Source organism: Streptomyces sp. NBC_01334 (assembly GCF_035983595.1).
GTDB classification, from domain to species: domain Bacteria; phylum Actinomycetota; class Actinomycetes; order Streptomycetales; family Streptomycetaceae; genus Streptomyces; species Streptomyces coriariae.
The window spans coordinates 5,027,681-5,040,647 of sequence record NZ_CP130718.1 but is presented as its reverse complement, the minus strand read 5'-3'; the positions used below and the strand labels follow the sequence as shown (position 1 = coordinate 5,040,647).

At 70.3% G+C, this 12,967-nt stretch carries 9 protein-coding genes and 1 tRNA gene; 6 read left to right on the top strand and 4 right to left on the bottom strand.

The features are described 5' to 3' along the window. Window positions 1-42: 42 nt before the first annotated feature. The 4 genes from OG736_RS22595 to OG736_RS22580 all read right to left on the bottom strand — a co-directional run bounded on the left by OG736_RS22595 (window position 43) and on the right by OG736_RS22580 (window position 4,346). Window positions 43-840 (bottom strand): J domain-containing protein, encoded by a 798-nt coding sequence (locus OG736_RS22595; protein ID WP_327184044.1) that lies wholly within the window; start codon window positions 838-840, stop codon window positions 43-45. Between the two features lie 118 nt (window positions 841-958). After that, window positions 959-2,437, bottom strand: coding sequence for a DUF2252 domain-containing protein (locus OG736_RS22590; protein ID WP_327184043.1), 1,479 nt, complete (start codon window positions 2,435-2,437; stop codon window positions 959-961). A 339-nt stretch (window positions 2,438-2,776) separates the two neighbouring features. Further along, on the bottom strand, window positions 2,777-4,015 hold the full coding sequence (locus OG736_RS22585) for a sensor histidine kinase (protein ID WP_327187681.1): 1,239 nt from the start codon (window positions 4,013-4,015) through the stop codon (window positions 2,777-2,779). A gap of 247 nt (window positions 4,016-4,262) precedes the next feature. Beyond that, window positions 4,263-4,346, bottom strand: a tRNA-Leu gene (locus OG736_RS22580). A 411-nt stretch (window positions 4,347-4,757) separates the two neighbouring features. Here OG736_RS22580 and OG736_RS22575 point away from each other — a divergent pair. The 6 genes from OG736_RS22575 (at window position 4,758) to pknB (ending at window position 12,914) form a co-directional block, all read left to right on the top strand. Beyond that, window positions 4,758-5,639, top strand: coding sequence for an FHA domain-containing protein (locus OG736_RS22575; protein ID WP_327184042.1), 882 nt, complete (start codon window positions 4,758-4,760; stop codon window positions 5,637-5,639). A 10-nt stretch (window positions 5,640-5,649) separates the two neighbouring features. After that, a complete protein-coding gene (locus tag OG736_RS22570) occupies window positions 5,650-6,165 on the top strand; it encodes an FHA domain-containing protein FhaB/FipA (protein WP_020130618.1) in 516 nt (171 codons plus the stop codon). A 140-nt stretch (window positions 6,166-6,305) separates the two neighbouring features. Next, on the top strand, window positions 6,306-7,829 hold the full coding sequence (locus OG736_RS22565; RefSeq protein ID WP_327184041.1) for a Stp1/IreP family PP2C-type Ser/Thr phosphatase: 1,524 nt from the start codon (window positions 6,306-6,308) through the stop codon (window positions 7,827-7,829). 27 nt (window positions 7,830-7,856) lie between these two features. Continuing rightward, on the top strand, window positions 7,857-9,296 hold the full coding sequence (locus OG736_RS22560; protein ID WP_327184040.1) for an FtsW/RodA/SpoVE family cell cycle protein: 1,440 nt from the start codon (window positions 7,857-7,859) through the stop codon (window positions 9,294-9,296). After that, window positions 9,293-10,762, top strand: a complete 1,470-nt coding sequence (locus OG736_RS22555; protein WP_327184039.1) for a peptidoglycan D,D-transpeptidase FtsI family protein — start codon at window positions 9,293-9,295, stop codon at window positions 10,760-10,762. The genes OG736_RS22560 and OG736_RS22555 overlap by 4 nt, the downstream gene beginning before the upstream one ends. A 169-nt stretch (window positions 10,763-10,931) precedes the next feature. Beyond that, a complete protein-coding gene (gene pknB, locus OG736_RS22550) occupies window positions 10,932-12,914 on the top strand; it encodes a Stk1 family PASTA domain-containing Ser/Thr kinase (RefSeq protein WP_327184038.1) in 1,983 nt (660 codons plus the stop codon). Window positions 12,915-12,967 lie beyond the last annotated feature (53 nt).

The following is a 12,967-nucleotide window of genomic DNA, read 5'->3' as shown; positions in this document are numbered from 1 at the left end:
CGCCCGACGCTACCCGACCGGGCATACGACACGACCGGTCCGCTAGCCCACCAGCTCGGCCAGCTCCGCCTCACGGGCGGCGACGTCCGCGAGGAGCTTGTCGGCGATCTCGTCCAGGAGCCGGTCGGGATCCTCCGGCGCCATGCGGAGCATCGAGCCGATCGCGCTGTCCTCCAGTTCCCGGGCCACCAGCGCGAGCATCTCCTTGCGCTGGGCGAGCCACTCGAGACGGGCGTAGAGCTCCTCGCTGGGGCTCGGGCTCCGCTCCGCGGGTGCCGGACCGGCCGCCCACTCCTCGGCCAGCTCGCGCAGCAGGGCTTCCTCGCCACGGGCGTAGGCCGCGTTGACGCGGGTGATGAACTCCTCGCGCCGGGCCCGCTCGTCGTCCTCCTGGGCCAGGTCCGGGTGCGCCTTGCGGGCCAGCTCGCGGTACAGCTTGCGGGCCTCCTCGCTGGGCCGCACCCGCTGCGGGGGCCGGACCGACTGGTCCGTGAGCATCGCCTCGGCCTCGGGGAAGAGACCTTCGCCGTCCATCCAGCCGTGGAACAGTTCCTCGACCCCGGGCATCGGCATCACCCTGGCCCGCGCCTCGGCGGCCTTGCGCTCGTCCTCGGGATCACCGGTGCGGGCGGCCTTGGCCTCGGCGATCTGGGCGTCCAGTTCGTCGAGGCGGGCGTACATCGGGCCGAGTTTCTGATGGTGGAGCCGCGAGAAGTTCTCGACCTCGACGCGGAAGGTCTCCACCGCGATCTCGAACTCGATCAACGCCTGCTCGGCGGCCCGCACGGCCTGCTCCAGCCGTGCCTCGGGCCGGGGCTGCTCAGCTTCGGGGGTCGTCACCCGACCAGCCTAGGCCAACGCTCCCCCGAACCCACCCGGCCGACGATCCCGCAGGGGTCGCCCTGCCCGGTCTCCGCCTGCCGGGGCTCCCCCTGCTCCGATTCCGCCCGGCCGCCTCTCACACGCCCGTCTCCGCCGGGATCCGCCCCGCCCGTACCGCCGCCACCAGGTCCGAGTGATCCGCCTCGGTGCGGTCGGCGTAGGCGACGGCGAAGGTGGCGATCGCCTCGTCGACTTCCTCGTTCTTGCCGCAGTAGCCGGCGATGAGGCGGGGGTCGGCGCTGTGGGAGTGGGCGCGGGCGAGGAGCGCGCCGGTCATCCGGCCGTAGTCGTCGACCTGGTCGGCGGCGAGCGCGGCCGGGTCGACGCTGCCCTTGCGGTTGCGGAACTGCCGTACCTGGAAGGGGAGTCCGTCGACCGTCGTCCAGCCCAGCAGTATGTCGCTGACCACCTGCATGCGCTTCTGGCCGATGACCACCCGGCGTCCCTCGTGCTCCACCTCCGGCACCTCGAAGCCGGCGGCCAGCAGATGCGGGACCAGGGCGGAGGCGCGGGCCTCCTTCACCTGGAGGATCAGCGGCTCTCCCCGGTGGTCGAGCAGCAGCACCACATACGACCTCGTCCCCACGCTGCCCGTGCCGACGATCCGGAAGGCGACGTCGTGGACCGCGTGGCGGGCCAGCAGCGGGTGGCGGTCCTCGGACACGGTGGTCAGGTAGTGCTCCAGGGACGCGGCCACCGCGTGGGCCTCCGCGTCCGGGACGCGGCGCAGCACCGGCGCCGCGTCGACGAAGCGGCGGCCGCCGTCCTCCGTCGGCTCGGTCGACTTCGCCGCGAACCGCCCACTGGTGTTGGCCCGCGCCTTCTCCGAGACCCGCTCCAGGGTGCCCAGCAGGTCGTGCGCGTCGGTGTGGGAGACCAGTTCCTCGTCGGCGATGGCGTTCCACGCGTCCAGCACGGGGAGCTTCGCCAGGAGCCGCATGGTGCGGCGGTAGGAGCCGGCCGCGCCGTGCGCCGCCCGGCGGCAGGTGTCCTCGTCCGCGCCGGCCTCGCGGCCCGCGAGCACCAGAGAGGCGGCCAGACGCTTGAGGTCCCACTCCCAGGGGCCGTCGACGGTCTCGTCGAAGTCGTTCAGGTCGATGACCAGGCCGCCCCGCGCGTCGCCGTACAGACCGAAGTTCGCGGCATGGGCGTCACCGCAGATCTGGGCACGGATCCCGGTCATGGCCGTCCGGGCCAGGTCGTACGCCATGAGTCCGGCCGAGCCCCGGAGGAACGCGAACGGCGTCGCCGCCATCCGGCCGACCCGGATCGGTGCCAGCTCCGGGATGCGGCCCCGGCTGGACTCCTCGACCGCCGCCACCGCGTCCGGCCGGGAGGGATCCAGGTCGAACGCGGCGTGCGCCGACCGAGGCACCCGGCCACGCAGAGCCTTGCCCGCCTCCTTGGGAGAGCCCGGCCGGGGCGACCCGGGGACCGCACCGGCTTCCGGTCCCGTGGCGGGGCGCCCGGTGGGCCACTCGGCGAAGCCCCGCACTCGGGGAAGCCTGTGTGCCCCACCCGTCTCTGTCCCCGCGCCACCGGCCTCGGTCACCATGACCGCCTCCCCCGCACACGTACGTCCGTCGGCTCGACGAGCCGAACATCAACTCGTGCCGACCGTACAGCCCGACGACGGGACGACGGCAGCCCCTGTGGACAACACCCCGCCTGGGGAAAACCCCTCGTCCACCCCTGCGGGGCGGCCCACCCGGCGCACGCCCCCGCCGAAGGCGACAGCTTCACGACGGCGGCTCCACGAGACCGGCTCCACGACAGCGGGAATGTTTCACGTGAAACACGCCCCTCGGCCCAAAACACCCACACCCATCTCCCATCTCCCATCTCCCCGCGCACCGCCCTCCGCGCACCGACCTCACCCGACGTAACGCCGGTCTCACCACACACAGGGCAGCTCCACAGCGATCGTGGTCGGCCCCCCGGCCGGACTGTCCACGTTCACCACGCCGTCCAGCGCGGCGACCCGGCGCCGGATCCCCAGCAAGCCGGACCCCGCACTCTCGTCCGCGCCGCCGAGACCCTCGTCCCGCACCACCGCCCGCAGCCCGTTCCGCAGCCGCACCAGCTCGACGACCGCCCGCGGCGACCCGCTGTGCTTGACGACGTTGGTGAGCGCCTCCGCCACCGCGAAGTAGGCAGCCGCCTCCACAGCGGCGGGCGCCCGGTATCCACGGGAACCGGCAGCGCCACCCGGCCCACTGCTCGGGCCCGCCGCCCCACCGCCGTCAACATCGCCACCGCCACTGCCACCGCCGCTGTCCAGGAGTCCCTCCACCCGCACCGTCACCTCCAGCCCGCTGCCGGCGGCCAGGGCCCGCACCGCTCCCGTGAGGCCGCGGTCGGTGAGGATCGGCGGATGGATGCCGCGGACGACGTGCCGCAGTTCCGTGAGCGCCTGTTCGGCCTGGTCCTGCGCGTCTTCCATGAGCTTACGCGCGGAGTCCGGATCACGGTCGAAGGCCCGCTGGGCGAGCCCGATCCGCATGGACAGGGCGACCAGACGGGCCTGGGCGCCGTCGTGCAGGTCACGCTCGATGCGACGCAGCTCGGCACCGTGCGCGGCGATCGCGCCGGCGCGGGTCTCGGTCAGCGCCCGGACCCGGGCGGCGAGGCGCGCCTTGGGTGACGGCTCGAGCAGGGTCGCCGACCAGCGCGCCTCGACGTCGGCGAGCCGGACGACCCACGGCAGGACGACCGCGTCCCGGCGCAGCAGCCCGCACCACACCCCGTCGACGACCAGACCGACCGGCCACAGCGGCAGCGCGAGCAGCACCAGCCAGCCGTAGACATAGTGGGCGGCCATCCAGCGCAGGTCGGCGAGGGTGCCCGGGTCGCGGACGGCCGTGCGCAGCCGCTCGCGCAGGGTGCCGGTGAGCGGCTCGTAGGCCTCGGGGATCTCGCGGCCCGTCCAGGCGGCGACCTGACGGCGCTTGGCCCCGGCGATCCGGCGGATCAGCAGCACCGCCTCGGGCAGCATCCACGCGCCGACGACCACGAGCGTGCCGATGGCGGCGATGAGCAGCACGGTGACGAAGAGACAGGTGCCGAAAGCCATCAGCGCGGCGACGAACAGCCGGCCCGTGGCTCGTCCCGCCCGCCGGATCGTCGTCGTCATCGGGATCGTTTGCGCCATACATCCAACGCTAGGCCGCACCCGGGGTGAACGCGGTGTAGCCCGCTACACCCTCATGAGGCCCCGCCGACGACCGGCGGCTCGCCCGGGTCGCCACCGCCCACGGGCCTGAGACGTTCCTCACACACGGTGAGCAGCCATGGCCCGGACACACACGTCCGGGCCGGACGGCACACCTTCGGGATACGCGAAAGCCCCGCAGGTCTGAGACCTGCGGGGCTTTCAGCTGTGCGCGAGGGGGGAGTTGAACCCCCACGCCCTTGCGGGCACTGGAACCTGAATCCAGCGCGTCTGCCTATTCCGCCACCCGCGCATTGGGTGTGTCTTCGGGCTTGTGGGCTTTTCGGCCTGGCGCCTTCCGACACGCAGAACATTAGCACGCGGGCCAGGGTGCGTTCACATCCCTTCTGCGGGGGCAGGGAGCAGGTGGGAGGCCGTCGGCGGCCCCCGTACGTCTCGGCGGTGACTGGTTCACGTATCAACCTCGTACCTAAGGCGGCCGTCTCCCCAGGAGCCGGACGAGGACCACAGTCAGGTGCGGGACACTGGTCCTCGGCCACCTCTACGATCCTGGGCAGAAGCGGGTGCGCAAGAGGGCGTCGACAACCGTCGACGGGGCCGACAGGGGGAACCAGCCGATTCACCGGCGCGTGGATACGATCAGTAAGCAGTACCAGGTAAGCAGCACGGCACGGGACAGCAGCCACTACGGAGGAGGTGCCCCATGGGAGTCCTGAAGAAGTTCGAGCAGCGTCTCGAGGGTCTGGTCAACGGCACCTTCGCGAAAGTGTTCAAGTCCGAGGTCCAGCCCGTGGAGATCGCCGGCGCGCTCCAGCGCGAGTGCGACAACAACGCGACCATCTGGAACCGGGACCGGACCGTCGTCCCCAACGACTTCATCGTGGAACTGAGCACGCCGGACTACGAGCGGCTCAGCCCCTACTCCGGTCAGCTCGGCGACGAGCTCGCCGGAATGGTGCGCGACTACGCCAAGCAGCAGCGCTACACCTTCATGGGCCCGATCAAGGTCAACCTGGAGAAGGCGGACGACCTCGACACCGGCCTGTACCGGGTGCGCAGCCGTACGCTCGCCTCCTCCAGCAGCCAGGCGCCTGAGCAGCCCCCCGCGGGCGGCCGACAGCGTCCCGGCGGATCCGGCGGGCCCGGTTACCCCGGGGCCGGAGCCGGCGCCGCCGCTCCGCCCATGCCTTCCGCTCCGCCGCCCGGCGCCCGCGCCGGCGGCTACGGCTATCCGCCCGCCGCGAGCGCCCAGCGCCCCGGTGCGGCGACCGGCGGCCTGGCCGGGGCACCGCAGCCCGGGTCACGTGCCCGCCACTGGATCGAGATCAACGGCACCCGCCACCAGATCTCCCGCGGGACACTGGTGATGGGCCGCAGCACCGAGGCCGACGTACGGATCGACGACCCCGGCGTCTCCCGCCGGCACTGTGAGATCCGGACCGGTTCGCCCTCGACTATCCAGGATCTCGGCTCCACCAACGGCATCGTGGTGGACGGGCAGCACACCACCCGCGCTACGCTCCGCGACGGCTCGCGGATCGTCGTGGGCAGCACCACCATCATTTACCGGCAAGCCGAAGGGTGAAGCGGGGGCAATGTCAGAGCTGACCCTCACGGTCATGCGGCTGGGTTTTCTGGCCGTACTGTGGCTGTTCGTCATCGTGGCCGTGCAGGTCATCCGCAGCGACCTCTTCGGTACGCGTGTCACCCAGCGCGGGTCGCGCCGGGAGGCAGGGCGGGCGCAGCAGGCACAGCGCCAGCAGGCGCCCCCGCAGCAGCGCCAGCAGCCCGCCGCCGCCGGCCGCACGCGTCGTAACGCACCTACCAAGCTGGTCGTGTCCGAGGGCACCCTCACCGGCACGACCGTCGCGCTCCAGGGCCAGACCATCACTCTGGGCCGGGCGCACGACAGCACGATCGTGCTGGACGACGACTACGCCTCCAGCCGTCATGCCAGGATCTACCCGGACCGCGACGGCCAGTGGATCGTCGAGGACCTGGGCTCCACCAACGGCACGTACCTCGACCGATCGCGGCTGACGACTCCCACACCGATCCCGCTGGGCGCGCCGATCCGTATCGGCAAGACCGTCATCGAGCTGCGGAAGTAGTGCTACATCATGAGTGAGTGCGAGCGGAGCGAGCACGCGGCGGCGGCCGGCACCCATGGCCCCGGCGTGCTCCCGACCGGAGGGTGGGCAGTGTGGCTCGACACGACCGGCTGTACCCGGGGCCGACGGGCGAGGTGCGCATGAGTCTGTCTCTGCGTTTCGCCGCCGGATCGCACAAGGGCATGATCCGGGAGGGCAACGAGGACTCCGGTTACGCCGGTCCCCGCCTGCTCGCCATCGCCGACGGCATGGGCGGCGCCGCCGCCGGTGAGGTCGCCTCCTCCGAGGCCATCTCCACCATCGTCGCCCTGGACGACGACGTCCCCGGCTCCGACGTCCTCACCTCGCTCGGCACCGCCGTCCAGCGTGCCAACGACCAGCTGCGCTCGCTGGTCGAGGAGGACCCCCAGCTCGAGGGCATGGGGACCACCCTGACCGCCCTGCTGTGGACCGGCCAGCGCCTCGGGCTCGTGCACGTCGGCGACTCGCGCGCGTACCTGCTGCGGGACGGCGTGCTGACCCAGATCACGCAGGACCACACCTGGGTGCAACGCCTCGTCGACGAGGGCCGCATCACCGAGGAAGAGGCCACCACCCACCCCCAACGGTCCCTGCTGATGCGGGCGCTGGGCAGCGGTGAGCATGTCGAGCCGGATCTGTCGATCCGCGAGGTCCGGGCCGGCGACCGCTATCTGATCTGCTCCGACGGACTGTCCGGCGTCGTCTCGCACCAGACGCTCGAGGACACCCTCGCCAGCTACCAGGGCCCCCAGGAGACCGTGCAGGAGCTGATCCAGCTCGCCCTGCGCGGCGGCGGCCCCGACAACATCACGGTCATCGTCGCCGACGTCCTCGACCTGGACACCGGCGACACCCTCGCCGGGCAGCTCTCCGACGTCCCGGTCGTGGTCGGCGCGGTTGCCGAGAACCAGCTCCAGCTGCACGACAACGGCATCATGCAGACCCCGGCAGGGCGCGCCTCCGGCCTCGGCCGCAGGCAGCAAGGACGCGGCGGAGGCGGCGAGTTCGGCCCGCCCGGCTCCGGCGGCGACATCACCGGTTTCATCCCCACCGACGGCTTCGGCGACTACACCGACGAGGACTTCGTCAAACCCCGCAAGGGCCGTAGGTGGCTGAAGAGATCCTTCTACAGCGTGCTCGCGCTCGCCGTGATCGGCGGCGGCCTGTACGGCGGCTGGCGCTGGACGCAGACGCAGTACTACGTCGGCACCAAGGACGAGCACGTCGCGCTGTACCGGGGCATCAGCCAGGACCTGGCATGGGTGTCGCTGTCGAAGGTGGAGAAGGACCACCCCGAGATCGAACTCAAGTACCTCCCGGACTACCAGCAGAAGCTGGTCGAGGCGACGATCGCCGAGGGCAACCTGTCCACCGCCCAGAAGAAGATCGACGAGCTGGCCGTCCAGGCCTCCGCATGCAAGAAGCACGCCGGGACCCCCACGGCGAGCAAGACCGGTTCGAAGACCGGCGAAGGCCAGGCCGGCGGCACCACGGGAACCACGCCCGTCTCCGTCACGTCCAAGGCATCGCCGAGCCCCTCGGCAACCGCGTCCCCGTCCGCACCCGCGACCACTACTCCCACCCCCGGCCCCAGCCTTTCGGAGGAAGAGCAGAAGGTCGTCTCGCGGTGCGGTGAGCAGTAGGCAAGCCGTGAGAGGCCCCGTCACACGATGAGCAGTACTACCAACTCGCCGACGCACCACACGTCCACGATCGGCTCGATCGGTACACCGAGCCGGCGCAACACCGAGCTCGCGCTGCTGGTGTTCGCCGTCGCCATCCCGGTCTTCGCCTACGCCAACGTGGGCCTCGCCATCAACGAGCAGGTGCCGTCCGGCCTCCTGAGCTACGGCCTCGGCCTCGGTCTGCTGGCCGGCGTCGCGCACCTCGTCGTGCGCAAGTTCGCGCCGTACGCGGACCCGCTGCTGCTGCCCGTGGCCACGCTGCTGAACGGACTCGGACTCGTCGCCATCTGGCGGCTCGACCAGTCCAAGCTGCTGCAGCGGATCGAACAGGCCGGTACCGCCGCGCCACGGCAGCTGCTGTACACAGCGATGGGCATCGCCCTGTTCGTCGTGGTCCTGGTCTTCCTCAAGGACCACCGCGTCCTCCAGCGCTACACCTACATCTCCATGGTCGGCGCGATCTTCCTGCTGCTGCTGCCGCTCGTGCCGGGCCTCGGGCAGAACATCTACGGCGCCAAGATCTGGATCTCGGTGGCCGGTTTCTCCATCCAGCCCGGTGAGTTCGCCAAGATCGTGCTGGCGATCTTCTTCGCCGGCTACCTGATGGTGAAGCGCGACGCGCTCGCCCTGGCCAGCCGCCGCGTCCTCGGCCTGTACCTGCCGCGCGGCCGCGACCTCGGCCCGATCATCGTCGTCTGGATCATCTCGATCCTGATCCTGGTCTTCGAGACGGACCTCGGCACCTCGCTGCTGTTCTTCGGAATGTTCGTCATCATGCTGTACGTCGCCACCGAGCGGACCAGCTGGATCGTCTTCGGCATGCTGATGTCCGCAGCCGGCGCGGTCGGCGTGGCCCAGTTCGAGAGCCACGTCCAGCAGCGAGTCCAGGCCTGGCTCGACCCGATGAAGGAGTACACGCTCTCCCAGGACGGCGTCGCCGGCCACTCCGAGCAGGCCATGCAGGCCCTGTGGGCGTTCGGCTCCGGCGGCACCCTCGGCACCGGCTGGGGCCAGGGCCACTCCGAGCTGATCAAGTTCGCCGCCAACTCCGACTTCATCCTCGCCACCTTCGGCGAGGAGCTCGGCCTGGCCGGCATCATGGCGCTGCTGCTGCTGTACGGCCTGATCGTCGAGCGCGGTGTGCGCACCGCCCTCGCCGCCCGCGACCCCTTCGGCAAGCTGCTGGCCATCGGCCTCTCCGGCGCCTTCGCCCTCCAGGTGTTCGTCGTCGCCGGCGGTGTCATGGGCCTCATCCCGCTCACCGGTATGACGATGCCCTTCCTGGCCTACGGCGGTTCCTCCGTCATCGCCAACTGGGCGCTGATCGGCATCCTGATCCGCATCAGCGACACCGCGCGCCGCCCCGCGCCCGCCCCCGCCTCGAACCCCGACGCCGAGATGACCCAGGTGGTCCGCCCGTCATGAACAAGCCCCTGCGCCGGATCGCGATCTTCTGCGGCCTCCTGGTCCTCACCCTGCTGCTGCGCGACAACTACCTGCAGTACGTCAAGGCGGACAGCCTCGCCAGCGACACCAAGAACCGTCGCGTCAACATCACGCGCTACTCGACCCCGCGCGGCGACATCATCGTCGAGGGCAAGGCCATCACCGGCTCGGTCGAGACCACCGGCGACTACAAGTACAAGCGCACCTGGTCCAACGGCGCGATGTGGGCACCGGTCACCGGCTACTCCTCGCAGGCCTTCGGCGCCAACCAGCTGGAGAAGCTCGAGGACGGCATCCTCAGCGGCAACGACGACCGGCTCTTCTTCCGCAACACCCTGGACATGATCACGGGCAAGGAGAAGGAGGGCGGCAGCGTCGTCACCACCCTCAACGCCGCCGCGCAGAAGGCCGCCTACAAGGGCCTGGGCGACAAGAAGGGCGCGGTCGCCGCGATCGAGCCGTCCACCGGCAAGATCCTGGCGCTGGTCTCCACGCCGTCGTACGACCCGTCGAAGTTCGCCGGGTCCTCCGACACGGACCAGGAGGCGTGGAACGCGGTCCAGAAGAAGAACGACGCCGACGACCCGATGCTCAACCGCGCGCTGCGCGAGACCTACCCGCCCGGCTCCACGTTCAAGGTGGTCACGGCCGCCGCCGCGCTGGAGAACGGCGAGGTCTCCGGCGTCGACGAGAAGACCGACACCCCGGACCCGTTCCCGCTGCCGCAGTCCTCCAGCAAGCTCACCAACGAGCACGGCGCCTGCGAGGACGCCACGCTGCGCTACGCGCTCACGGTGTCCTGCAACACCGTCTTCGCGAAGATGGCCGACAACGTCGGCAACGAGAAGATGATCGAGCAGGCCGGCAAGTTCGGCTTCAACGAAGCCGAACTGGACACCCCGGTGCGCGCCGCCGAGTCGATCTACCCCGAGGACAACCGGCCGCAGAACTCCCTGGACGGCATCGGCCAGGGCTCCAACCGCGCCACCCCGCTCCAGATGGCCATGGTCGCCTCGGCGGTCGCCAACGACGGCAAGCTGATGAAGCCGTACATGGTCGACCAGCTCAAGGCCCCCAACCTGGACACCCTGGAGACGACCGAGCCCCAGCAGCTGTCCCAGGCCGTCTCGTCCAAGACGGCGCAGGCGCTCCAGGAAATGATGGAGTCGGTCGTCAACGACCAGCAGGGCACCGGCGGCAAGGCCAAGATCGACGGCGTCACCGTCGGCGGCAAGACCGGTACCGCCCAGCACGGCCTCAACAACAAAGAGAAGCCGTACGCCTGGTTCATCTCGTACGCGAAGCTGTCCGACGGCAGCGCGCCGGTGGCCGTCGCCGTCGTCGTCGAGGACGGCGCCGCCGACCGCGGCGACATCACCGGCGGCGGTCTCGCCGGCCCGATCGCAAGGGACGTGATGAAGGCAGTCATCGACAGCAAGAAGTGACCCCCATCACGTCGCCTACACATCGGTGCACGTTGCGATACCGGTCCTGTATCGGGTGACGGGCTTGGCCAGGTCACACAGCGCCGTCCGGGTACGGTATGCCCGGACGGTAGCCTCCGGCCGCACACGTGTGCCGGTCGGGACCGACGGAGAGGGCTGGTAGGTAGCTATGGAAGAGCCGCGTCGCCTCGGCGGCCGGTACGAGCTGGGCCATGTGCTCGGCCGTGGTGGCATGGCCGAGGTCTATCTCGCGCATGACACCCGCCTCGGCCGCACCGTGGCGGTGAAGACGCTGCGCGCGGACCTCGCGCGCGACCCTTCCTTCCAGGCCCGGTTCCGCCGGGAAGCCCAGTCTGCCGCCTCGCTCAACCACCCCGCGATCGTCGCGGTCTACGACACGGGCGAGGACTACATCGACGGGGTCTCGATCCCGTACATCGTCATGGAGTACGTCGACGGCTCCACACTCCGTGAGCTGCTCCACTCCGGCCGCAAGCTGCTGCCGGAGCGGACGCTGGAGATGACCATCGGCATCCTCCAGGCCCTGGAGTACTCGCACAGAGCCGGCATCGTCCACCGCGACATCAAGCCCGCGAACGTCATGCTGACGCGCAACGGCCAGGTCAAGGTCATGGACTTCGGTATCGCCCGCGCCATGGGCGACTCCGGGATGACGATGACCCAGACGTCCGCGGTCATCGGCACCGCCCAGTACCTCTCGCCGGAGCAGGCCAAGGGCGAGCAGGTCGACGCGCGCTCCGACCTGTACTCGTCGGGCTGCCTGCTCTACGAGCTGCTGACGGTCCGCCCGCCGTTCGTCGGGGACTCCCCGGTGGCCGTGGCCTACCAGCACGTCCGCGAGGAACCGCAGCCCCCGAGCGTCTTCGACCCCGAGATCACCCCCGAGATGGACGCCATCGTCCTGAAGGCACTGGTCAAGGACCCGAACTACCGCTACCAGTCCGCCGACGAGATGCGCCTGGACATCGAGGCCTGCCTCGACGGCCAGCCGGTCGGCGCGACGGCGGCCATGGGCTCGGTCGGCTACGGCGGCTACGGCGACGACCAGGCGACCACGGCCATGCGCTCCGCGGACGCCGGGGCCACGTCGATGATGCCGCCCATGAACCCGGACGACGGCGGCTACGGCTACGACGACCGTCCCGACCGGCGCCGCCAGAAGAAGTCCAACGCCTCCACGATCCTGCTGGTCGTCGCCGCCGTGCTGGTGCTCGTCGGCGCGGTGCTGATCGGCAAGTGGGTGTTCAGCGGCGGCGTGAACAACGAGTCGGTGGCGGTGCCCAACCTGCTCGGCCAGGTCCAGGCCGACGCGGAGAAACAGCTGACCAACAGCGACCTCAAGCTGGGCACGGTCACGCAGAAGGCCTGCGAGGACCAGCCCAAGGGCAAGATCTGCGACCAGGACCCCAAGGCCGCGACGAAGGTCGACAAGGACTCCACCGTCAACCTCGTCGTGTCGACCGGGGCTCCGAAGGTGGCCGTGCCGAGTGTTCTCGGCAAGAGCCTGGAAGACGCCAAGGCGCTCCTGGAAGGCGACCAGTACGGGCTCGTCGTCGAGACCAAGCAGCAGGTGTCCACCGAGGCGGAAGGCACCGTCCTGGAGCAGAGCCTGAAGCTCGGCAAGGAGGTGGAGAAGGGCACCACCATCACCCTCACCATCGCCAAGGCCGAGGAGAAGGCCACCGTCCCGGACGTCTCCAACAAGAGCTGCGACGAGGCCAAGGCGCAGATGGAGCAGAACGACCTCAAGGGCAACTGCGTCGAGGTCGACACCCAGGACCAGAACCAGGTCGGCAAGGTCATCCAGACCGTCCCGGCGATCGGCTCCCAGGCCGACAAGGACTCCACGGTCCAGATCCAGATCGGCAAGAGCACCCAGACCCAGGTTCCGTCCAACCTCCAGGGCCTGAGCGTCAAGGACGCCAAGAAGGCGCTCCAGGACGCGGGTCTGAACGTCGGCAACATCACCGGCAACTCGGACGACGACGCCCAGGTCATCAGCTCGGACCCGGCCCCCGGCAGCACCGTCAACAAGGGGCAGACGGTCAACCTGGTCGCCTTCAAGAACGGTGACAACAACAACGGCGGCAACAACGGCGGCGTCAACTTCTTCGGAGGCACCGGAGGCTGACCGCCGCGGTGGACCGCACGGCGGCGGTCGACCGCACATGGCAGGAGCGTGGG